Origin of the sequence: Collinsella sp. An268 (assembly GCF_002159765.1) — a bacterium.
Lineage (GTDB): Bacteria > Actinomycetota > Coriobacteriia > Coriobacteriales > Coriobacteriaceae > Coprousia.
The window spans coordinates 1-20,745 of sequence record NZ_NFJH01000010.1; the positions used below are offsets into that span (position 1 = coordinate 1).

Below are 20,745 nucleotides of genomic sequence, written 5' to 3' on the forward strand. Positions count from 1 at the left end.
CCGCCGCGGCCTCCCCCGTGGGGTTCGGCCCGCGCGGCAAGGAGATATATTGCCACCCCGAGGGGCCGGGCGCAAGGGGGAATCCGGCGTCCACGGTTCCTACACAACTTGATCGTTCTTACCACAACATGTTGTGTTGTTGTAACGCTCGTCTACAAATTGCTACCGCTCGCCGATGCAAAATGCTTCGTAACGCCTCATTGGACTATATGCAGTCGCACTTTCAGAGCGCGAAGTCGCCCCGCGCAAGCTCGCAGCCGGCGTCCAACAGGGCGTCGCGCATTTCCACGGTCGGCGCCTCGGCGCAGACGCGCACCACCGGCTCCGTGCCCGAGGGGCGCAGAAGCAGCCAGCTTTCATCTGCAAACTCAAGGCGCAAACCATCCATATGGCTTACGCGAACCGGCTCCCGCCCTGCGACCTCATGCGGATTCACCCCGGGAAGCATCGTCCGGAAGGCCTCGATCACCTCGTTTTCCAGCCTCAGGTCGCGGCGGGCGTAGCTTGTTGCGCCGAAGCGCTCCGTCAGCTCGTCCACCAATGTGCCGAGTGTCTTTCCCGTCTTGGCCATGAGCTCGCAGATCAAGATGAGGGTGAGGATCCCGTCGCGCTCAGGGCTATACGCCGGAATACCTATGCCGCCCGCCTCTTCGCCCCCGATGAGGACATCGCCTTTGCGCATCTCTTCATATATATGTTTGAAACCGACGGGCTTGACATTCACCCTGCAGCCGAGGTCCTGGGCGACGCGACGTGCGATAACCGGCGTTGACTGGTTGACCACGACGCGGCCGGAAAGGCCGTGGTGCTGAACTAGGTGCTCTGTCAGAAGCGCGATGAGGTGCGCCGGCGATACGCAACGTCCCCGCTCGTCAACCGCACCGGCGCGATCCGCATCGCCGTCGGTGATGAGGCCGGCGCATGCGCCGTGGGCGACAACCGCCTGTTCGCAGTCATCGATCCAGGGCTCGATGGGATCGGGGTGGATGTCGGGCGTATCGGCATCATCGTGGCCGTGGATCTCGACCACCTCGACACCGAGCGCGCCGAGGGCGTCGGCGACAAGGCCGCGCGCCGCTCCGTACAACGGGTCGCATACCACCCGCAGTCGCGCGCGCGCAATGGCATCACCGTCTACGATCTCGCAGAGGTGATCCATATAGGGAATGACGAAGTTCTTGCGCTCTATGGGGCCCCGTGTCTCAGTGGGATCGGCGTCGATACCCGCCTCGATGGCGTCGGCGGCATCTTGGGTGAGTGTGGCCCCGCCCGCAAGACATAGCTTTACCCCTAGGTAGTCGGGCGGATTATGGGAGCCCGTCACCTCAAAGCCGCCGATGGCGCGCACGTCACGGGCGACGGCCCAAGACACGGCGGGCATGGGCGCCGGACGGTCGGACACCTTGGCAACAAGGCCGTGTCCGGCAAGCACCTCGCCGGCAAGCACGGCAAAGCACTCCGCTCCGGGACGCGTGTCGTATCCCACATATATAAGTGCACCCGGCGCCTGCCGCGCCCACCAGGCACCCGCGGCATCCGCGAGGCGAATCAGGTTCTCATCGGTAAAATCACCGTCGAGGCGCGCACGCCATCCGTCGGTTCCAAAGGTAATCATCGTCGCCAAGGGTTCACACCTCTTGCACAGGCCGCTACAAACGTACGTGAGAGGTATACCCCGTGCCGCGCCTTGGCAACGGGAGCCGCAACAGCTCCACAGGCGCGGCGTCGACCGTGCGCAAAACGGTTGCGCCCGGCACCTATCCCGTCAGGGCATCCGCCATCGCAGCCGTGGTCGCCGGCGTTGCGCCACAGCAGGCGCCCACCAGGTGCGCCCCGGCGGCTCGCCACACAAGCGCTGCCTCCGCAAAGACTTCAGGGCCGTCGGGCCACACCAGACGCCCGTCTCGATCGCGCTCGGGCACCCCCGCGTGGGGACGCACCATCACCGGCGTCCGCGCCGCCGCCACCAAGCGCGGGACGGCGGCCGTGGCGGCCGCAAGCGAGCAGCAGTTGATGCCCACCGCCGCCGCACCGTGTTTCTCAGCGTACACGACGGCCCCCTCGATCGTAAGGCCATCGCCCAGAAGCTCGCCCTCCTCGCCGATCGCGAAGCTCACGAGCACGGGCATGCCGTCCGCCACATCGCCCACGCCGGCGAGAGCGGGCTCGCAATCGCGTATAGAGGTGAAGGTCTCGAGCAGAATGCCGTCTGCGCCCGACGCAAGAAGCGCCAGCGCCTGCTCGCGATACGCCGTCCGGCACGCGCGGAAGGCAGGGGTGTCCCGCCGCGTCCAATCGAGGCCGCACGGCCCCATCGAGCCCACCACGAGCTGGGGCGCCGCGGCACGTGCGTTATCGACGCCGGCGCGATTGACCTCCGACATGGCGGGGACAATCCTGTCGCGCGCGAGGGCGGGGCCGCTCGCCTGAAACGTGTTGGTGATGAGCACCTGGGCACCTGCCGCCTCGTACAGACGATGGATCGCCTGCACCGTCGACGGCTCGGCCAGGTTCCAAAACGCCGGGGGCACCGTCTCGGCGTCCAGCTCACCCATGAGCACCGTTCCCATGGGGCCTTGGGCGAGCAGCACCTCGTCGGCCAGACGCCGCCTCAGCGCCTCGGCCCCGGCACGGTTGTAATATGCCGCCTCGGCAAGCAACGCCTACTCCTCTACCACCTGGATGCCCTGACGCTCCAGGTACGAAAGCCAGCGCTCCAGGGTGTCCTCAGACACCGCGTGCTCCATCTGGCAGGCCTCGACATCGGCACGCTCGTACGGCACACCGAGCTCTCGCGCCAAAAACGTGCGCAGCAGGCGATGGCGGTACCAGACCGCCTCACCGATCTCGCGCCCCTGCGGTGTGAGCATGACCTTGCCGTAGTGCGCCTGCTCGACAAGCCCCTGCCCCTTGAGCGCCGACACCGCCTTGTTGACCGACGCCTTGGATACGCCGAGGCGGTTGGCGATGTCTACGGAGCGGACGCCCGCCTCGCCGCCCTCCTCGTGCTCGATGCGCACCATGCTCTCGAGGTAGTCCTCGTTGGCCATGGTGAGATGCAAATCGTGCGAGCTCTCCGTCGTCTCCATCGGCGCTGCCTCCCCTGCAATCGCGCTCTCGCCCAAAACATCGCGCCCGCCCGCGCGGGTCGCACATTGGTGCTGATTCTACCCCATCGTACACCGCCTGCACCCAAGCACCATCCGCCATACCGCGCTTCGCACCCACCCTTCGCATCCGTGGACCACAGCCCGGCTCCACGGGCGCTGTGCGGTTGCCGTGCGACACGTTGGGCGTGGTAGAGTGGGAGGGTCCGACCCCTCCTACGAGAAAGGCAGTCCATGGCAACCTCCTCCAGCTCCGATGTGCTCGAGCGCTTCTGCCGCTACGTCCGCATCGATACCACCTCGTCCGACGAGCACTCCGACCAAGTCCCTTCGAGCACCTGCCAGTTTGACCTCGCGCGCCTTCTGGCTGCCGAACTCGAGGAGCTCGGTGCCGAAGGCGTGCAAGTGACCGAGAACGCGTACGTGCTCGCCTCGCTTCCCGCCAGCCCCGGCGCAGAGGGGGCGCCCGCCTTGGGCCTGATCGCCCATCTCGACACAACAGAGGTCGTCAGCGGCACCGGGGTGCATCCGCACGTGGTTACCTACACCGGCGGCGACCTTGTCGCGGGAGAGACGGCAGAGGGGCCGGTCGCCATCGCCCCCGAGACCCTGCCCGCCCTGCACGATCTGGTGGGCGAGGACCTGGTGGTCACCGACGGCACCACGCTTCTGGGAGCCGATGACAAGGCGGGCATCGCCGAGATCATGGCCCTCGTCGCGCGCCTTGCGGAGAACCCCGCCCTCCCCCATCCGCGTCTCGGTATCTGCTTTTGCCCGGACGAGGAAATCGGGCACGGTGCCGAGCTGCTCGACATCGACACCTTTGGGTGCGCTTACGCCTACACCGTCGACGGCGGACCGATCGGCGAACTCGAATGGGAATGCTTCAATGCGGCAGAGGCCACCGTGCGCTTCCGCGGCTATTCCATCCATCCGGGTGACGCCAAGGACAAGATGGTCAACGCCGGCAACCTGTTTGCTGCGTTCCATGCGCTGCTGCCGGCGCACATGCGCCCCGAGCACACCGAGGGCTACGAGGGCTTTATCCATTTAGAGGGCGTCTCCGCAACTTGCGAGCACGCCACTGCCCGCTACATCGTGCGCGACCACGACGCCGCCCGGTTTGACGAGAAGATCGCGCTCATCGAGCGCGCTGCAGCGTTTGTAAACGCCGAGCTCGACGCCGAGCGCGTGACGGTTGAGATTGTGCAGCAGTATCGCAACATGGCCGAGATCGTGCGCGATCACCTCGAGCTCATCGACCGAGCGCAGGAGGCGTTCACGGCAGCAGGCATCGAGCCGCGCGTGCTGCCCATTCGAGGCGGCACCGACGGCGCCCAGCTCTCGTTCCGCGGGCTCCCCTGCCCCAACCTCTCGACCGGCGGGTATTGCTGCCACGGCGTCAACGAGTTCATCCCCGTGAGCTCACTCGAACGCATGGTGGACGTGCTGCAGGAGCTGGTGGCGCTCTTCGCGTAAGGTGCCGCCGCGCCGCCTCGGGGCGAGCGGGCAACGCAGGCTGCAAAAACGGGGCGCAGACGTGCATCCACGCCTGCGCCCCGCTCCTTGTCAGCTCCCCGCGAGTTACTGCACCGTCGAGGTATCGCCCTCGGATCCCTCTGTCGAGGATTCGTCCGAGGATCCCGTGGTAGCCGTTCCGTAAATCCAGTCCTCGTTGCTGTTCTCGTACAGATCGCCCACGGTGCCGCCGCCTTCTCCGGTTGTGCCCATGGTCTGCGGGCCCTGCGGATCCTCGCCCGCGTCCACGCGCGCCATCATCTCCGCGAGCGCGGTCTCATCCACAAATACGAAGCTCTGGCCATTGATGTAGGTATCCTCACCGGCCCATGAGGGCAGGTTGGCCGAGTACATGTTGTCAACATCCATGCCGTGCATGGCGTTGATGAGCGAGACGATGTCAGTCACGTTAAGCGATGTCTTCACCATATCGGCCAGCTGGTTCATGAGCGCGGGCACGGTGGTGACGTCGAGGTTGTTGAGGATCTTCTCGGCGAGCGCGCCCAAGACCATGCGCTGATGGCGCATGCGGGTGTAGTCGCCGTCGGCAAACTGATGGCGCGCGCGGCAGAACGTGAGGGCCGCCTCGCCATCCATGTGCTGCTGCCCGGGCTCGATAACCACCGGACCGGCCTCGGGATCGTCGACGCCGTCGCCCTCGGGCACGTAGATGTCGATGCCGCCGACCGCGTCGACGAGCGCCTTCAGGCCATCGAAGTTAATCTCGGCATATTCCGAAATCTGAACGCCGCAAAGGTCGTTGACCGCCTGGACCATGTCGTCGGAACCGCCATAGCTAAAGACGGCGTTGATCTTCACCGTCGACCCCTGATACACATAGGCCGTGTCACGCGGGATCGAAATCAGGGTGACCTCTTTGTCCGTCGGGTCGACGCGGGCCAGAATGATGGAGTCGGTGCGGTAGGTTTCCTCGCCGGGACGGCCGTCTGTACCCAAGAGCAGCATGTAGAACGGCTCGCGCGTCACATCGGAGTCGGTAAGCGTCGCCAAAAGATCGCTCGTGATGACCTCGCCGTCATTAAGGCGCGACATAAGGCTCGTCACCCATGCGCCGGCGGTCACCACGCCTACGAGGAGTACGCCGAGCACGCCGATGAGGAGCCCGCGGCGAATAACGCGGCCGCGACGACGCTGGCGCGCGCGCTCCGCGTAACGCCCCACGTTCTCGCGGCTGTAGATACGGCTTGCTGCGCCCGTGGTGGGACGATGGGTGTGCTGGACGGGTTTTTTACGCATGCTCATGGGGAACCTAACCTAGTCTTCGGCAAGATCGGGCACGCGTACGCGCGAAACCGCCGCGCCCAGCCCGACCAGCTTGTCGCAGAAGCGCTCATACCCGCGGTCAATGTGGTGGATGGCGGAGACATCGGTCTCACCCTCGGCCACCAGACCCGCAAGAACCAGCGCCGCACCGCCCCGCAGATCGGGCGAAACCACCTGGGCGCCCGATAGCGAGGAGACACCGTGCACGATGGCATGGTGGCTCTCGATGCGTATTTCCGCCCCCATGCGCACGAGCTCGGAGGCAAACATAAACCGGTTCTCAAAAATGTTCTCGGTAATGACCGAGCTGCCGTCGGCAAGGGCAGAGAGCACCATGACCTGCGCCTGCATGTCGGTCGGGAAGCCCGGGAAGGGAAGCGTCTGGATATCGACGGGAGTGAGATGACCGGCGCGCCATACGCGCACGCCCTCGGCCCCGCGCTCCAAGCGGATACCCATGAGCTCCATCTTCTTGAGCACCATGCCGAGGTGATGCGGGTTGAAGCCCGTGACCTCGATACCCTCGGGGTCGGCGGCGAGCGCTCCTGCCACGAGGAACGTACCGGCCTCAATGCGGTCCCCGATAACGCGGTGCGCCACGGGACGCAGCTCGTCGACGCCCTCGATGGTAACGACGGGCGTGCCGGCGCCCTCGATGCGGGCACCCATCTCATTCAGCATGTTGGCAAGGTCGACGATCTCGGGCTCGCGTGCCGCGTTATCGATCACCGTGGTGCCGCGGGCACGCACCGCCGCCATAATAAGGTTCTCCGTGGCGCCGACGCTTGCGAACTCGAGGGTAACCGTGGTGCCGGTAAGGCCGTTTTCGGCGTCGGCGAAGATATAACCGTGGCTCGTGTCAAACGACACGCCGAGCGCCTCGAGGCCCAGGATATGCATATCGATCTTACGCGCGCCAAGGTTGCAACCGCCGGGCATGGCGATCTTCGCCCTTCCGAAGCGGCCGAGCAACGGTCCCATGACCGCCGTCGAGGCGCGCATCTTGGCGACGAGCTCGTAGGGGGCCTCCCATGAATTCGCACCGGAGGTGTCGATAGCGAGCGTGTGCTCGTCCAGCACCTCGATAGAGGCACCGAGACCCTTGAGCACTTTGCCCATAACGTGCACATCTGAGATGTTGGGGACGTTGGATAACGTCGTCGTGCCCGGAGCGAGCAGGGTGGCGGCCATCAGCTTGAGCGCAGAGTTCTTTGCGCCTGAGACGCGCACCGAACCGGACAGGTCATGCCCGCCCTGAACACGAATGATATCCAAGTCCCTACCTCACCTCATGCATTTCCGACCGTTGCCCAGCCGGAGCCGGGGCACTTACGCGGCAAGCAGGAGCTTCAGCCACGCCATCTCATTATAGAGATAGGCGCGTCGTGCATCATTTGCAGACAAATTACTCAGCTGCTCTTCAAATTCTTGTAACCGTGCCCGGGTGTCATCGGCGTCCACCTCAGCCAGGTCGCACGCCCGCTGCGCGAGAATGACGACCTCGTCTGCGGTGATCTCGGCGTAGCCGCCGGCAACGGCGAACCGATGGTCCACCGTGCCCATCGCAGCATCGCAGACGCGCACCACACCGGCTTCGACCGTGCAGATCTCGCTCGCGTGGCCCGGCAGCACACCGCACTCCCCATCGGAGGAAGGCAGCGCGACAAACGCCGCCTCCCCCTCATAGGCATTCGACTCCGGGCAGGCGATACGGATGCGCATGTCCTTACGCCTCCGCTTCCATCTTGGCGGCGCGCTCGCGCACGTCATCGATGGTGCCCGCATAGCGGAACGCCTGCTCGGGCAGGTCGTCGCACTCGCCGTCCACGATGGCGGCAAAGCTGCGGACCGTATCCTCGATGTGCAGGTACACGCCCTTGTTGCCCGTGAACTTCTCTGCCACGTGGAACGACTGCGACAGGAACTGCTGCAGCTTGCGCGCGCGGTTCACGGTAAGGCGCTGCTCCTCGGAAAGCTCGTCCATACCGAGAATCGCGATGATGTCCTGAAGGTCGGAGTATTCCTGAAGGATCTCCTGCACCTTGACGGCGACGCGGTAGTGCTCCTCGCCCACGATGGCGGGGTCGAGAGCGTCCGAAGACGAGGCCAGAGGGTCGATGGCCGGATAGAGGCCGAGCGACGCGATGTTGCGCGAAAGCACCGTCTGGGCATCGAGGTGGGTGAACGTCGTGGCCGGCGCGGGGTCGGTCAAGTCGTCGGCCGGCACGTAGACAGCCTGCACCGAGGTGATCGAGCCGGTCTTGGTCGAGGTGATGCGCTCCTGCAGGTCGCCCATCTCGGTCGCAAGCGTGGGCTGGTAGCCAACGGCGGACGGCATACGGCCGAGCAGCGCCGAAACCTCGGAGCCCGCCTGCGAGAAGCGGAAGATGTTATCGATAAACAGAAGCACGTCCTGGCCGCGATCGCGGAAATACTCCGCCGCGGTCAGACCGGCGAGGCCCACGCGGAGGCGCGCTCCGGGAGGCTCGTTCATCTGACCGTAGACAAGGCACGTCTTATCGATAACGCCCGATTCCTTCATCTCGAGGTAGAGGTCGGTGCCCTCGCGGGTGCGCTCGCCCACGCCGGTAAAGACCGACGTGCCGTTGTGCTCGAGCGCCAAGTTGTTGATGAGCTCCTGGATCAGCACGGTCTTGCCCACGCCGGCACCGCCGAAAAGACCGGTCTTACCGCCGCGGATATAGGGCTCGAGCAGGTCGATGGCCTTGATGCCCGTCTCGAAGATCTCAGTTTTGGTGGTGAGCTCGTCAAAGTGGGGTGCCGGGTGATGGATCGGATAATAATCCTCCACCTCGGGCATCTCCTTGCCGTCGACCGGCTTACCGAGCACGTTCCAGATGCGGCCCAGGGTTCCGGGGCCGACGGGCATGGTCATGGGGCCGCCCGTATCCGTTACCGCAATGCCGCGGATAAGGCCGTCGGTGGAGCTCATGGCCACGGTGCGCACCACGCCGCCGGGCAGCTGGCTCTCGACCTCGAGGATCGTGGACACATGGCCCATGGGCGTGTCGGCCTCGACGGTAAGGGCGTTGTAGATCGCGGGGACCTGCCCCTCGAACTTGACGTCCACCACGGGGCCCACGATACGGACGATATGCCCCTCGCCCGCCGTATGGCGCGTGACGGCGTCCTTGATGTCGTTCAAATCATAGCTCTGAGCCATAGCTATTCCTCCAATGCGTTGGCGCCGCCCACGATCTCGTTGATCTCGGTCGTGATGGATGCCTGGCGCACGCGGTTGTAGGTGCGGGTGAGGGTTGCGATGATCGCGGTCGCGTTGTCCGTTGCCGAATGCATGGCCTTGCGGCGCGCACCCTGCTCGGAGGCCGCCGAGTCGATCAGCGCCTGATGAATGACGGTCAGAACGTAGGAGGACACGAGGTTGCCGAGCACCGCGCGCGCCGAGGGCACGAAGCGGAAGCTCGACGAGATGCGCTGCGGCGCCTCGCCTTCGTTCTTGCGCGGGCCACGGGCAAGCGCCACCATCTCGGGATCGAGCGGCAGGAGATGCTCGACACGCAGCACCTGGTCCACGCGATTCTTGGCGTGATGGTAGATGACCTCGACGCGGTCGAAGTCGCCTGCCGTGTACCCGTGCGTGATGTAGCTCGCAATCATGCGGGCCTGCTCGAGCGTGGGCTCGGCGGAGATGCCCTCAAAATGCATGACGACGTTGGCGCGATGGCTGAAATACTCGGTAGGCTTGCGCCCGCAGGTGATGAGTTCGACCTCTTCATCCTTGAGTGCGCACTCGTGCATGATCTTCTCGGCCTCACGCGCCACGCTCACGTTGAAACCGCCCGCAAGACCGCGGTCGCTCGCGATGGCGACCACCAGCACGCGCTTCTCCGCGTCATGCCGTGCCAGCAGCGGAGCGTCGCCCGCCGCCTCGGCATCCTGCGCCACCGTGAGCATGACGTCGGTCAGCGCGTCCTTATAGGGCTCAGCCGCGTAGGCGCGCTCGAGCGCACGACGGATCTTGGCCGTGGAAACCATCTCCATCGTGCGCGTGATCTGCTTCATGCTCGTGGTGGAGGTAATGCGCTTCTTGATCTCGCGAAGGTTCGCCATGGGGACTTATGCCTCCTCGCCCGCCGCGCCGTCCACCGGCGCCACGGCGTGCCTGGCCACAAACTCACGCTTATAGTCGGCGACGGCGTGATCGAGCTCACGCTCCAGCTCGCCTGCGACCTTCTCGACACGCAGGCGCTCGAGAAGCTTGCCGAAGCTGCTCGCAAGGTAGGTCACGAGCCCATCGCGGAACTCGATGACCTGCGAGAGCGGCAAGTCGTCGAAGTAGCCCTGGTTGCCCGCAAACAGCACGGCGACCTGCTCGGTCACGTCGAGATGATAGTAGCGCGCCTGCTTGAGCAGCTCCATCATACGCGAACCGTGCGTGAGCTGCTTCTGCGTCGTCGCATCGAGGTCGGAGCCAAACTGCGCAAAGCCCGCGAGCTCCTGATAGGAGGCGAGGTCGAGGCGCAGGTTGCCCGCAACCTGCTTCATGGACTTCACCTGCGCGGCACCGCCCACGCGCGACACCGAGATGCCGACGTCGACCGCCGGGCGCTGGCCCTGCAGGAAGAGGTCGCTCTGCAGGTAAATCTGGCCATCGGTGATGGAAATGACGTTGGTGGGGATGTACGCCGACACGTCGCCGTCCTGCGTCTCGATAAGCGGCAGGGCCGTCATCGAGCCCGAGCCAAGCTCCTGGGAGAGCTTGCACGCGCGCTCCAGCAAGCGGCTGTGCAGATAGAAGATGTCACCCGGATACGCCTCGCGTCCCGGCGGACGACGAAGCGTCAGGGACATCTGGCGATATGCTACGGCCTGCTTGGAAAGGTCGTCGTAGATGACGAGCACGTGCCCGCCGGGGTTCTCCGCGGACGCCGGCTTACCGTCGGCACCGTTGTACATAAAGAACTCGCCGATGGCGGCGCCCGCCATAGGGGCGATGTACTGCATCGGCGCCGATTCGGCCGCCGTCGCCGAGACGATCACGGTGTAGTCGAGCGCGTGGTGTGCCTCGAGCGCGGCGCGGATGCCCGCCACCGTCGACGCCTTCTGGCCGATGGCGACGTAGATGCAGACCATGCCCTTACCGCGCTGGTTGATGATCGTGTCGATGGCGATGGCGGTCTTGCCCGCCTTGCGGTCACCGATGATGAGCTCGCGCTGACCGCGGCCGATGGGAATCATGGAGTCGATGGCGAGAATGCCTGTCTGGACCGGCTCGCACACCGGTGTACGGTCGATAACGCCCGGCGCCTTGAACTCGATGGGCCGACGGTGCGTCGTGCGAATCTCTCCCAGTCCGTCGATGGGCTGGCCCAGCGGGTTCACCACGCGGCCGAGCATGGCGCGTCCCACGGGGATGTCCATGATGCGCCCGGTCGTGCGGCACTCGTCGCCCTCTTTGATGGCAGTGACGTTACCAAAGAGCACGGCGCCGACCTCATCGCGCTCGAGGTTCTGCGCCAGACCGTACACGCGCTCGCCGGTCTCCTCGCTCTTGAACTCGAGAAGCTCGCCGGCCATAGCGCTCATGAGGCCCGACACGCGGGCGATACCGTCGCCGACCTCGTCAACGGTCGAGACCTCCTGCGTATCGACGGTCGCGTCAAGCGTGCTCAGGCGCTCCGCCAGAAGACGCGTGATGCTTGCAGCGTCAATCGTCTCAGACATGGGCTGCCTCCCCTCCGATAGTTGCAGTGGTGGAATCAAGGGCCTCGCGCGCGGCGCGCAGCTGCGTCTTGACCGAGATGTCGCGACGCTGGCCGCGAGCCTCGATCACCAGCCCTCCGATGATGGACGGATCGACGTTCTCGATGAGGAACACCTCGCGGCCGAGCTCGCCGGCGATGCGCGCCGAGATCTTCGCGCGCAGGTCGTCATCGAGCGGCACCGCCGTGGTGACGCGTACGCCCACCACGTCCTCATCCTCTTCGGTGAGGGCGTGATACGTTGCCGCGACCTGGGGCAGGAGGTCCAGCTGGCCGCGCTCGACCATGGTGGTGAGCACGCCCAGAAGCTCGGGCGAGGCGCCGGCGAGCATCTCCAGGTCGGCGCGGTTCTTAAACACGCGACCCGGAACCTTCCCCGCCTCGAGGAGCGTACGGGCGTACGTCTCGAGAACGCGCTCCTGCTTACGGCTAGTCGGCATTGAGGCTACCCGCTTCCTCGATATAGCGCTCGATCAAACGACGCTGCTCGCCGTCCTCATCCAGCGTCTTGGCGACAATCTTAGACGCCACCGAGACGGAGAGGTCCGCGATGGATGCCGCGGCGTCAGCGTAGATGGAGCGGCGCTCCTCCTCGGCGGAGGCGTGCGCCTTTGCAAGGATATCCTCGGCCTCCGCATGGGCGGCTGCGAGGATGCGCGAGCGCTCCGTCTCGGCATCCTGACGGGCGGCGAGCACGATCTCGGCGGCCTGACGGCGCGCGTCGGTCACGATGTCGTCCGAGGCCTTGCGGTCGGCAAGCGCCTTCTGACGGGTCTTCTCCGCCTCGTCCAAGCTGTCGGCGATGCGGCGCTCGCGCTCCTCCATAGTGGAGAGAATCTGCGGCCACGCCATCTTGGCGAGCACGAAGAGAATGATGAGGAAGGCGATGAGGGCCGGGACGAACTCGGCCATCTTGGGGATGAGGATCTCAGCCCCGCCCGTCCCCTCGGCAAAGGCGATCTGGGGCAGGGCGGCACAAGAGGCAGCCGCCGCAACCGCCAGCGCGCGATAACTGTTCTTCATGTAGGTCAGCTCCCTTACTCAGATGAGACGCAGCGAGCTTCCCTTAGGCGATGAGCGTCACGACGAAGCCGATAAGGCCCAGCGCCTCGGTAAAGGCGGACGCCAGAATGAAGACGGTAAAGGCGCGACCCTGAATCTCGGGCTGGCGAGCCATAGCGCTCGTAGCGCCAAACGCCGCGAGGCCGATAGCGAGGCCTGCACCGATAACACCGAGACCGTAACCGATAACTCCCACGATTCCTCCTTTGACGTGCGCCCGCAGGCGCGGAGTTCCAAACTATCTGCCCGGGCCCTGGGATGAAGCCCGCGGTGACCTACCTTAGGCGGACGGGGCTAATGGCCCTCGGCTTCCGCAATCTGGATGTACACGGCAGCGAGCACCGTGAACACGTACGCCTGCACAAACGCGACGATAAGCTCGACGGCGTAGATGACCAAGAGGATGGCGAGCCATGCGATGCTCGGCAGCGCACCCAACGCGTTCACGGCGCTGAAATGCTCGAGCAAAGGCTCGGCGAAAAGCGCTGCCATGATGGAGAACGAACCCATAACGATATGGCCGGCGAACATGTTGCAGAACAGACGGATGGCCAGCGTGATGGGGCGAAGCAGCAGAGAGAAAACCTCGATGACCCAGACGAACACGTTCATGGGGAAGGCCACGCCCGCGGGCGCCAGGCTCTTCCAATACCCGATGAAGCCGTGCTTCTTGCACCCGAAGTAGATGAAGTAGACAAACGTCACGAGTGCGAGCGCGGCCGTGCAGCCGATAGCGCCCGTACCCGGCTTCATGCCCGGAATGAGGCCGATGAAGTTATTGATAAGGATGAAGAAGAAGATAGTGGCGAGGAAGGGGAAGTGACGGCGCCACTCGGTGCCGACCACGCCCTTCGCCACATCGTTCTCGACGTATTCGACGAGGTACTCGACACCGTTGACAAAGAAGCCGTGTGGCACGAGGGATTGCTTCTTAACAAAGACCACCATGGCGATGCACAGCACGGCGGCGGCAACAAGCAGCCAGAACGAATACTGCGTGAGGCCCACCGTAAGATCGCCCACCACCGGGGCCGAGGAAAACTCGGCAACGAGCTCTTGAATCTCACCCGATAGCTTTGCAAACGCTTCCATGCGTTCCACCTTTTCTTCCAACCGGCTCTCGCCGGACCGTCATCGGCCGAGCTTCACCATCAAAACGGTGGAGATGACGACCAGCGCCCCTACGAATCCGCCCATCTCACCGACGGCAAATGGCACCAGGCCATCTCCATCGAGAAGATGCACGGCAAAGACGCCCACGAGCAGCACCGCGAACGAGGCGCCGATTGCCAGCAGCCCCGCCACCATGCTCACGCGGTTCGTCCCCTTGAGTACCGGCCACAGAGCAGCCGCCGAGGGAACGAAAGCGCCTAAGCCCACAAGGACTCCGACGACGATGTGCGGAATGCTGTCCGACCAGCTGACGTCAGACAACATCGGCACCTCCCCGCTCGAACCGCCTATGGCACCGGCGGTTCGCATCTCGTTCCGAATACTCTAGTCTGCCGTCCCAAAAAGTCAACTGTTGCACCCCACGCGTTGAGCTCACGCAGATAAGCCCAGCTCAGCGCGTTGCCAAAGGTGCTTTTTCCATGATGATGTCAACCAGATTCGCAACGGGACGGGAACGCCTTGGACCTTACTCCTGAAGCGCCGCGATCTTGGCGACGCGCCCCTCGTGACGACCGCCCTCAAACGGCGTCTCCAAAAACGTCTTCACAATCTCCTTGTTGACGGCGAGATCAACAAAACGACCCGAGAGGCATACCACGTTGCCGTTGTTGTGCTGACGGAAGAGCTCGGCAAAGGCGGGCGTGGTGATGGATGAGGCGCGGATGCCGGCGACCTTGTCCGCCGCTATGGCCATGCCGATACCGGTTCCGCAGATAAGCACGCCAAAATCGGCGCGGCCATCAGCCACGGCATGGGCGACCGGCGCCGCATAATCGGGATAGTCGACGCTCTCCGCCGAATCGCACCCCATGTCCTCTACCTCGCAGCCCAGATCGTCGCGCAGGTAGGCAACCATGGCCTGCTTCTGCTCGAATCCGCCGTGATCGGCTCCAATGGCGATACGCATAAGCTCGTCCTCTCCTACATAACGGATTGCTTGCCGTACCTTCTATGATAGTGGACATGCGTCGTTTCTGAAAACAACGACCGCTCCTGAGCTCCGCTTGCTGGCTCCTCCGTGGCATTCCTATATTAGCTAGGCAACAGGAACGCTCAGATCATATCGTTCATGGAGTGCAATATCCTGACCGTGGGGCAACTCGGCACCCGAACCACCGTCGAGAATGCGCACCTTCTTGAAGCAGGCGACGTCAAGAAGCTCTCCGTACCAGGGATCTGAGGCATAGGGCTTAATGTCAAGCGCCCGCTCGCCCTCTCCATCAAAGACAGGCAAGAGGCGGGAATTGCCCAGAGGTGTCGTCACAGGGGAAATCTTCGATTGGAGCATCGTTTTCTCCTAATCGGAGCGAATCGATTCTGGAGGACTGCTCGCCATTGCCCGAGAGCGCCCAGCTGACTTCTAGCTCATCATGAGCTTATGGGGATGGCGCCTTCCACCCAGCGCGCGCCACACGCGGACAATGGCCCGCACCTAGCGCGCCGCGCCACCGGAGGTGCGTGCGCGGGCCACCGCCTCGTGCCAGCCTCGGAGGTTGTGCCGGCGCATCTCCTCCGCCTCGTCACCCGCCGCCGGGACGAAGCGCTCGGCTACGGCGCGATTGGAGAGCAGCTCCTCGCGGTCCTCCCAATACCCCACCGAAAGCCCCGCCAAATAGGCGGCGCCGAGCGCCGTGGTCTCGACCGCCTCGGACTGAACCACGGGTATAGTGAGCAGATCTGCCTGAAACTGCATGATGAAGGCGTTGCGCGATGCGCCGCCGTCGACCTTGAGCTCGCCCAACTCGCATCCCGCGTCGCGCTCCATGGCGCGCAGCACGTCATACACCTGGTACGCGAGGGACTCGCACGCCGCGCGCACGACCGTCGCCCGGTCGGAGGCAGCGGTGAGGCCGCAGATGAGCCCGCGAGCACCGGCATCCCACCAGGGGGCGCCGAGTCCGCTGAACGCCGGCACGAGGTAGCAGCCGTCGTTATCCGGCCGAGAGAGCGCGATATCCGCCGTATCCCGCACATCGGTGATAAGCCCGAGCCCGTCGCGCAGCCATTTGAGGGTCGACCCCGCATGAAAGATCGAGCCCTCGAGCGCGTAGCTCACCGCACCGCCCTCGGCGATGCCGATGGTCGCCACGAGCCCTTCCCGCGAGTCGATAACCGTGTCGCCTGTATTCATGAGCAGGAAGCAACCGGTGCCGTAGGTGGTCTTCGCCTCGCCCGGACGGAAGCAGCAGTGACCGAAAAGCGACGCCTGCTGATCGCCCGCCACCCCCGCAATGGGAGGTCGGTGCGTCATGATCTCGTCGGAGACGCGACCGAAGTCGTCGGCGCTCCACTTGAGCTCGGGCATCATCGCCCGCGGGATGCCGAAGAGGGCGAGCAGCTCATCATCCCAGTCAAGCTCGTGGATGTTGAAGAGCATCGTCCGGCTGGCGTTGGTGTAATCGGTCGCGATGACGTCGCCGCCGGTAAGGTTGTAGATAAGCCAGGTGTCGATGGTGCCGAAGACGAGCTTGCCAGCCTCAGCCATCTCGCGCGCGCCGGCAACGTTGTCGAGAATCCATGCAACCTTGGTGGCCGAGAAATACGCATCCGGCGTGAGGCCGGTTTTGACGCGGATGGCATCGGCGAGCCCCCGCTCGACAAGCGCGGCCGCTGCGGGCGCCGTGCGGCGGCATTGCCATCCGATGGCGTTGTAGACGGGCTGGCCGCTCTCGCGGTCCCATACCACGCAGGTTTCGCGCTGGTTGGAGATGCCCACCGCGGCAATGCTATCTGAGTGGATACCGCTTCTGAACTGAACCTCGACGATAACCGAGATCATAGACGCCAAGATCTCGGTGGGGTCCTGCTCGACCCAGCCGGGCTCGGGGTAGCGGATCTTTAGCGGACGCGACGCCTGGGCCACCACGCCGCCGAACTCGTCCACAATGATGGCGCGCACCGACGTGGTGCCCGCGTCGAGCGCCATGATATAGGAGCCGCCGAAGGTGTACCCGAGGTCGGCGAGACCGAGGTCTTTCAGGGAGAGCGGCATGACATCTACCTTTCTTCCGCAGGCGAGGACGGAGCGAACCCCGCCCGGATAAGGGCGCGCTCGATGGCACCGGCTGCGAGCGACCCCTGGCGCACGATGCGAACCCCCTCCGCCGCGCAGGCGACGATGGTCGACGCATCCTGGCAGGGCGTGGGGCCCGCATCGAGTGCGATGTCAACGCCGGCGAGCACACGTGGCTCGACCGCGTCAAACGACGCCGGGGCGGGAGCCCCGTGGGTGTTTGCGCTCGTACAGGCGAGAGGGGCGCCGAGGACCCGTATGAGCGCGGCAACGACGGGAGAGGCCGAGGCGCGCAGCGCAACCGTGCCGTCGGCCGCTCGACAATACGCAGGGACGTTTTCGCGCGCGGGCACGATGATGGTGAGCGCACCCGGCCAGAAGGCCTCGGCGAGCACGCGCGCCCGCTCGTCGACGTCGCGCCCATAGCGGTCGAGGGCGCCGGCATCTGCCACGAGCCAAGGCACCGTTTGGGTAAGATCGCGCTGCTTAACGGCGAAGATACGCCGGTAGCCCGACGACGCGGGGGGTACCGGGCAGCCGTTTACCCGCACCGTCTCACGCTCCGCCCGCCCGTCACCGAACGCGGGCTCACCCATAGAAGGGAGCATGGCGACCGCGAGGCCGTACACGGTCTCGGTAGGGATAAGGGCAAGGCCACCCTCCCGCAGCACCTGCGCCGCCGTCTGAATCGCGGCGCACTGTTCCAACTCCACATCGCTTGCGATGCGGTAGATATGCCCCATAGTATGTCGCCTGTCCTTATCGCCCTATGCTCACTGACCTTTTCCGCTGTATTGTCTCACGGCATAGCGCTCTTATGGGACACATCGTCAATATGCAACGCAAACGGCCCCTGTCGCTCGGCAAAAGGGGCAAATGCGCGCGAATCGTGGCGATACCAGCCGCCCGTCGCTGAGCGTCTTGCGCACGAACGGCCGGTATCGGATGCGGATGCGCGCTAGGGGAGCTGCGCGAGCACGAAGCGCGGTCTGCCGGTCAAATCGCTGGCGACGCGCACATCTGCCATACCCGCCTGTCGGCAGAGCTCGGCAGCCGGCTCCGTCGCGTCTTCAAAGAGCTCGCATGCAAAAAGGCCTCCCTGACGGAGCACATCGGGGGCCGCATCGAGCAGACGACGAAACACGTCGAGACCGTCGGCGCCGCCATCGAGGGCGAGGTGCGGCTCAAAGGCGGACACCTCGCGCGGCAGCGTTGCCATCACGCCGCTCGGTATATACGGCGGGTTCGAAACAAGCACGTCAAATGTCTCGCGCTCCTCCGGCCGCATCGGGCGTACCAAGTCGCCCTCGCGCACCTCTACGGCATCCGTCGCGATGCCGGCGCGCTCGCGGTTACGCTCGGCGAGGGAGATGGCGCGCGGCTCAACATCCGTCGCCACGCACGTTACCCGGCCCGGGCGCTCGGCGGCAAGCGAGAGGGAGATGCAGCCCGTCCCGCAACCGACCTCAAACACGCGCGCCGTCCGCGGCTCGGGCGCAGGCAGGGCGCCCGCCTCGTCATCCTGGCCGGGCAACTCGCCCGCCTCCGACCCTGCCGCAGAGGACCCCGGCTCCGCAGCGCGTGCAGCCTCTTCGGCCGCGCGCAGGCGCTCCACCTCCGCGTTCCACGGCAGCGCGGCGCGCGCGCACCGCTCCTCTTCGGCGTCGCGGTGCAGCACGGTGCGGTCGATATAGTCGAGCACAAACTCGCAAAGCAGCTCGGTCTCGGGCCGCGGGATGAGCACACCCGGCTCGCAGATGATATCGAGTTGGCGAAACGCGGTCTCACCGGTGATGTATTGAAGGGGCTCTCCCGCCACGCGGCGCCGGAGCCCCTCGCGGACCACGCTGCGCTCCTCCATCGTCATCGGCTGGTTAAAGTCAACGTAGAGCTCGATCCGCTTCTTATGCACGGCGGCGCAGAGCAGCCATTCGGCAGCCAGGCGCGGGCGCTCCTCACCATGGCGACCGAGGTAGCCCTCGCTCCACTCGAGGCACCGCTTGATGGTCCACACGTCCTCCTGGGGAGCCGTACTCGCGGAGGCTGCCACCGACGACGTCACGGCGCCGGCCGTACCCGGCGACACCGCTGCGCCCGCGCCCGACGGCGCCTCCGCGCCATACGTCGCTCCATACCCTGTCTTCTCACCGGCATAGCCATCCATGGCAACCCCCATCGCTCCAAACGGCGGCACGGCCGCAAACCGGCCGTCGCCGTCAACGTACCTCCAGCCCCCACGCTACCCGAGGCATCTAACCAGACGGCCGTTGATTTCCACGTGGGCCTGAGCGCCGGCGCACCAGAATCAACGCGCCTCTAACCGCGCTGGTATACGGCGCGCTTTTTGGCCTTTGCACACGCGTCGCACGCGAATATGCCCGGCCGGCCTCCATCATACCTGCACAGAAACGGGCATCCCGCAGGATGCCCGTCCTCATCTCGATGCGCCCGGCTTACACGGCCTGGGCGAGCTTCTCGGCACGATCGGCCGCTGCAAGCGCGTCGATCACCGTGCCCAGCTGGTCGCCCAACAGCACGCCGTTGTAGGTGGAGTTGAAGCCAATGCGGTGGTCGGTCACACGATCCTGCGGCTGGTTGTACGTGCGGATCTTCTCCGAGCGATTGCCGTGGCCAATCTGGCTCTGACGCTCGGCGCCGAGCTCTGCCTGCTGCTTCTCGAGCTCCATCTCGTACAGGCGGGCGCGCAGCATCTGCATGCAGACCTCGCGGTTCTGAATCTGCGAGCGCTGCTCCTGCGACTGCACCACGGTGTTGGTCGGCAAGTGGGTGATGCGCACCGCCGAGTAGGTGGTGTTGACGCACTGGCCGCCCGGGCCGGAGGCGCAATACGTGTCGATGCGCAGGTCGGACTGATCGATCTTGATGTCGATCTCATCCGCTTCCGGCAGCACCGCCACCGTGGCCGTCGAGGTCTGGATACGACCCTGGCTTTCGGTCTTGGGCACGCGCTGCACGCGATGCACGCCGCTCTCGTACTTCATGACGGAATAGACCTTGTCGCCGTTCACCTTGAACTCGATGGATTTGAAGCCACCGGCTTCGCTGGGGCTCGAATCGAGCACCTCGAGCTTCCAGCCCTGTGCCTCGCAGAAGCGCTGGTACATCTTAAAAAGATCGCCGGCAAAGATGGCGGCCTCGTCGCCGCCGGCAGCGGAGCGGATCTCAACGATGGTGTTCTTCTCATCGTTGGGATCGCCCGGGATAAGCATGAACTTGATGTCTTCCTCAAGCTGGGGAAGCTTGGCCTCGTTGTCGGCGATGTCCTCCTGGAGCATGGCCTTCTCATCCGCATCGGTGGTGTCGTGCAGCATCTCCTTGGCGGCCTCGATGTCATCGAGCGCCGAGAGGTACTCGCGCGCCGCCGTCACCAATGCGGTCTGGTGCGCATACTCCTTGTTGAGGCGGGTGAACTCCTTGATATCGGATGCCACCGAAGGGTCGGAGAGCTTCTTTTCGAGCTCCTCGTAGGCGGCGATGAGTTTCTCTAGCTTGTCGCGCATGATGATTCCTTTGCTGGTTGGGTGTGATGGAAGGGGGCTGTCACGCTGCGGCCGTCACCGGCGCCCGCATCGGGCGGCTCGCACACGGCGCATCGAACCGTAAGCCAGTTAGAACATGTCGAACCTTATGTACATGCGCTCTCCTTCTCTCAGCCCTCCTATGATACCCAGCTCGTAGCAAAACTCAAGGTGGGAGCGCAAGACCTCGGCTTCTCCAACCTTTCAACTCATGGGCCGCCCGCATGGCCGGGCGCACGGCAAGCCTCTCTTATCCCCTGCTCCGAGGGGACAGAACCGGCAGATTGTATGTCCTGACGGGAGAG

The 20,745-nt window shown here is 64.8% G+C and carries 21 protein-coding genes; 1 reads left to right on the forward strand and 20 read right to left on the reverse strand.

Annotated features, from left to right (window positions below; genetic code table 11):
- Positions 1–223: 223 nt before the first annotated feature.
- From B5F70_RS08195 to B5F70_RS08205, 3 genes are all read right to left on the reverse strand, one after another.
- Positions 224–1,615, reverse strand: a complete 1,392-nt coding sequence (locus B5F70_RS08195; RefSeq protein WP_239463205.1) for a phosphoglucomutase/phosphomannomutase family protein — start codon at positions 1,613–1,615, stop codon at positions 224–226.
- A gap of 142 nt (positions 1,616–1,757) precedes the next feature.
- A complete protein-coding gene (locus B5F70_RS08200; protein WP_241145951.1) occupies positions 1,758–2,660 on the reverse strand; it encodes a homocysteine S-methyltransferase family protein in 903 nt (300 codons plus the stop codon).
- Positions 2,661–2,663: 3 nt separating this feature from the next.
- The gene (locus tag B5F70_RS08205; RefSeq protein ID WP_087205091.1) at positions 2,664–3,089 is read right to left on the reverse strand and encodes a metal-dependent transcriptional regulator; all 426 of its coding nucleotides are present in this window, start codon (positions 3,087–3,089) and stop codon (positions 2,664–2,666) included.
- A gap of 252 nt (positions 3,090–3,341) precedes the next feature.
- Between B5F70_RS08205 and pepT the strand changes: the two genes are divergently transcribed.
- Positions 3,342–4,586, forward strand: coding sequence for a peptidase T (gene pepT / locus B5F70_RS08210; RefSeq protein WP_087205092.1), 1,245 nt, complete (start codon positions 3,342–3,344; stop codon positions 4,584–4,586).
- Positions 4,587–4,691: 105 nt separating this feature from the next.
- Here pepT and B5F70_RS08215 read toward each other — a convergent pair whose 3' ends face one another.
- From B5F70_RS08215 to prfA, 17 genes are all read right to left on the reverse strand, one after another.
- A complete protein-coding gene (locus tag B5F70_RS08215; RefSeq protein WP_087205093.1) occupies positions 4,692–5,888 on the reverse strand; it encodes an LCP family protein in 1,197 nt (398 codons plus the stop codon).
- 12 nt (positions 5,889–5,900) lie between these two features.
- Entirely contained in the window at positions 5,901–7,184 is a 1,284-nt protein-coding gene (murA, locus tag B5F70_RS08220) for a UDP-N-acetylglucosamine 1-carboxyvinyltransferase (protein ID WP_087205094.1), read from the reverse strand.
- A gap of 54 nt (positions 7,185–7,238) precedes the next feature.
- Positions 7,239–7,631: an ATP synthase F1 subunit epsilon gene (atpC, locus tag B5F70_RS08225; RefSeq protein ID WP_087205095.1), complete on the reverse strand. Its 393-nt coding sequence runs from the start codon at positions 7,629–7,631 to the stop codon at positions 7,239–7,241.
- Positions 7,632–7,635: 4 nt separating this feature from the next.
- Positions 7,636–9,093: a F0F1 ATP synthase subunit beta gene (atpD, locus tag B5F70_RS08230; RefSeq protein ID WP_087205096.1), complete on the reverse strand. Its 1,458-nt coding sequence runs from the start codon at positions 9,091–9,093 to the stop codon at positions 7,636–7,638.
- Between the two features lie 2 nt (positions 9,094–9,095).
- Entirely contained in the window at positions 9,096–10,001 is a 906-nt protein-coding gene (atpG, locus tag B5F70_RS08235) for an ATP synthase F1 subunit gamma (protein ID WP_087205097.1), read from the reverse strand.
- 6 nt (positions 10,002–10,007) lie between these two features.
- A complete protein-coding gene (atpA, locus tag B5F70_RS08240) occupies positions 10,008–11,615 on the reverse strand; it encodes a F0F1 ATP synthase subunit alpha (RefSeq protein WP_087205098.1) in 1,608 nt (535 codons plus the stop codon).
- Positions 11,608–12,093 (reverse strand): F0F1 ATP synthase subunit delta, encoded by a 486-nt coding sequence (locus B5F70_RS08245; protein ID WP_087205099.1) that lies wholly within the window; start codon positions 12,091–12,093, stop codon positions 11,608–11,610. The genes atpA and B5F70_RS08245 overlap by 8 nt, the downstream gene beginning before the upstream one ends.
- Complete coding sequence (atpF, locus tag B5F70_RS08250; RefSeq protein ID WP_087205100.1) at positions 12,083–12,676, reverse strand: F0F1 ATP synthase subunit B; 594 nt, start codon at positions 12,674–12,676, stop codon at positions 12,083–12,085. Before atpF ends, B5F70_RS08245 begins: the two co-directional genes overlap by 11 nt.
- A 43-nt stretch (positions 12,677–12,719) precedes the next feature.
- Positions 12,720–12,911 carry an ATPase gene (locus tag B5F70_RS08255; RefSeq protein WP_087205101.1) on the reverse strand — a complete coding sequence of 64 codons (192 nt, stop codon included), beginning with the start codon at positions 12,909–12,911 and terminating at the stop codon, positions 12,720–12,722.
- Positions 12,912–13,009: 98 nt separating this feature from the next.
- Positions 13,010–13,807 carry a F0F1 ATP synthase subunit A gene (atpB, locus tag B5F70_RS08260; RefSeq protein ID WP_087205102.1) on the reverse strand — a complete coding sequence of 266 codons (798 nt, stop codon included), beginning with the start codon at positions 13,805–13,807 and terminating at the stop codon, positions 13,010–13,012.
- A gap of 39 nt (positions 13,808–13,846) precedes the next feature.
- A complete protein-coding gene (locus B5F70_RS08265) occupies positions 13,847–14,149 on the reverse strand; it encodes a hypothetical protein (RefSeq protein ID WP_143753947.1) in 303 nt (100 codons plus the stop codon).
- 205 nt (positions 14,150–14,354) lie between these two features.
- Complete coding sequence (gene rpiB / locus B5F70_RS08270) at positions 14,355–14,795, reverse strand: ribose 5-phosphate isomerase B (protein WP_087205104.1); 441 nt, start codon at positions 14,793–14,795, stop codon at positions 14,355–14,357.
- A 129-nt stretch (positions 14,796–14,924) separates the two neighbouring features.
- Positions 14,925–15,176 (reverse strand): hypothetical protein, encoded by a 252-nt coding sequence (locus tag B5F70_RS08275; RefSeq protein WP_087205105.1) that lies wholly within the window; start codon positions 15,174–15,176, stop codon positions 14,925–14,927.
- A gap of 144 nt (positions 15,177–15,320) precedes the next feature.
- Positions 15,321–16,880 (reverse strand): glycerol kinase GlpK, encoded by a 1,560-nt coding sequence (gene glpK / locus B5F70_RS08280; RefSeq protein ID WP_087205106.1) that lies wholly within the window; start codon positions 16,878–16,880, stop codon positions 15,321–15,323.
- A gap of 5 nt (positions 16,881–16,885) precedes the next feature.
- Positions 16,886–17,644 carry an L-threonylcarbamoyladenylate synthase gene (locus tag B5F70_RS08285; RefSeq protein ID WP_087205107.1) on the reverse strand — a complete coding sequence of 253 codons (759 nt, stop codon included), beginning with the start codon at positions 17,642–17,644 and terminating at the stop codon, positions 16,886–16,888.
- A 215-nt stretch (positions 17,645–17,859) separates the two neighbouring features.
- Positions 17,860–19,065, reverse strand: a complete 1,206-nt coding sequence (locus tag B5F70_RS08290; protein ID WP_087205108.1) for a HemK/PrmC family methyltransferase — start codon at positions 19,063–19,065, stop codon at positions 17,860–17,862.
- Positions 19,066–19,354: 289 nt separating this feature from the next.
- On the reverse strand, positions 19,355–20,422 hold the full coding sequence (prfA, locus tag B5F70_RS08295) for a peptide chain release factor 1 (RefSeq protein ID WP_087205109.1): 1,068 nt from the start codon (positions 20,420–20,422) through the stop codon (positions 19,355–19,357).
- Positions 20,423–20,745 lie beyond the last annotated feature (323 nt).

Bases quoted from the DNA above. Each gene is read 5' to 3' on its own strand.
- B5F70_RS08195 (WP_239463205.1), bottom strand. From the start codon at position 1,615: ATGATTACCTTTGGAACCGACGGATGGCGTGCGCGCCTCGACGGTGAT.
- B5F70_RS08205 (WP_087205091.1), bottom strand. From the start codon at position 3,089: ATGGAGACGACGGAGAGCTCGCACGATTTGCATCTCACCATGGCCAAC.
- pepT (WP_087205092.1), top strand. From the start codon at position 3,342: ATGGCAACCTCCTCCAGCTCCGATGTGCTCGAGCGCTTCTGCCGCTAC.
- B5F70_RS08215 (WP_087205093.1), bottom strand. From the start codon at position 5,888: ATGAGCATGCGTAAAAAACCCGTCCAGCACACCCATCGTCCCACCACG.
- atpC (WP_087205095.1), bottom strand. From the start codon at position 7,631: ATGCGCATCCGTATCGCCTGCCCGGAGTCGAATGCCTATGAGGGGGAG.
- atpD (WP_087205096.1), bottom strand. From the start codon at position 9,093: ATGGCTCAGAGCTATGATTTGAACGACATCAAGGACGCCGTCACGCGC.
- atpG (WP_087205097.1), bottom strand. From the start codon at position 10,001: ATGGCGAACCTTCGCGAGATCAAGAAGCGCATTACCTCCACCACGAGC.
- atpA (WP_087205098.1), bottom strand. From the start codon at position 11,615: ATGTCTGAGACGATTGACGCTGCAAGCATCACGCGTCTTCTGGCGGAG.
- B5F70_RS08245 (WP_087205099.1), bottom strand. From the start codon at position 12,093: ATGCCGACTAGCCGTAAGCAGGAGCGCGTTCTCGAGACGTACGCCCGT.
- atpF (WP_087205100.1), bottom strand. From the start codon at position 12,676: ATGAAGAACAGTTATCGCGCGCTGGCGGTTGCGGCGGCTGCCTCTTGT.
- atpB (WP_087205102.1), bottom strand. From the start codon at position 13,807: ATGGAAGCGTTTGCAAAGCTATCGGGTGAGATTCAAGAGCTCGTTGCC.
- rpiB (WP_087205104.1), bottom strand. From the start codon at position 14,795: ATGCGTATCGCCATTGGAGCCGATCACGGCGGATTCGAGCAGAAGCAG.
- B5F70_RS08275 (WP_087205105.1), bottom strand. From the start codon at position 15,176: ATGCTCCAATCGAAGATTTCCCCTGTGACGACACCTCTGGGCAATTCC.
- glpK (WP_087205106.1), bottom strand. From the start codon at position 16,880: ATGCCGCTCTCCCTGAAAGACCTCGGTCTCGCCGACCTCGGGTACACC.
- B5F70_RS08285 (WP_087205107.1), bottom strand. From the start codon at position 17,644: ATGGGGCATATCTACCGCATCGCAAGCGATGTGGAGTTGGAACAGTGC.
- B5F70_RS08290 (WP_087205108.1), bottom strand. From the start codon at position 19,065: ATGGATGGCTATGCCGGTGAGAAGACAGGGTATGGAGCGACGTATGGC.
- prfA (WP_087205109.1), bottom strand. From the start codon at position 20,422: ATGCGCGACAAGCTAGAGAAACTCATCGCCGCCTACGAGGAGCTCGAA.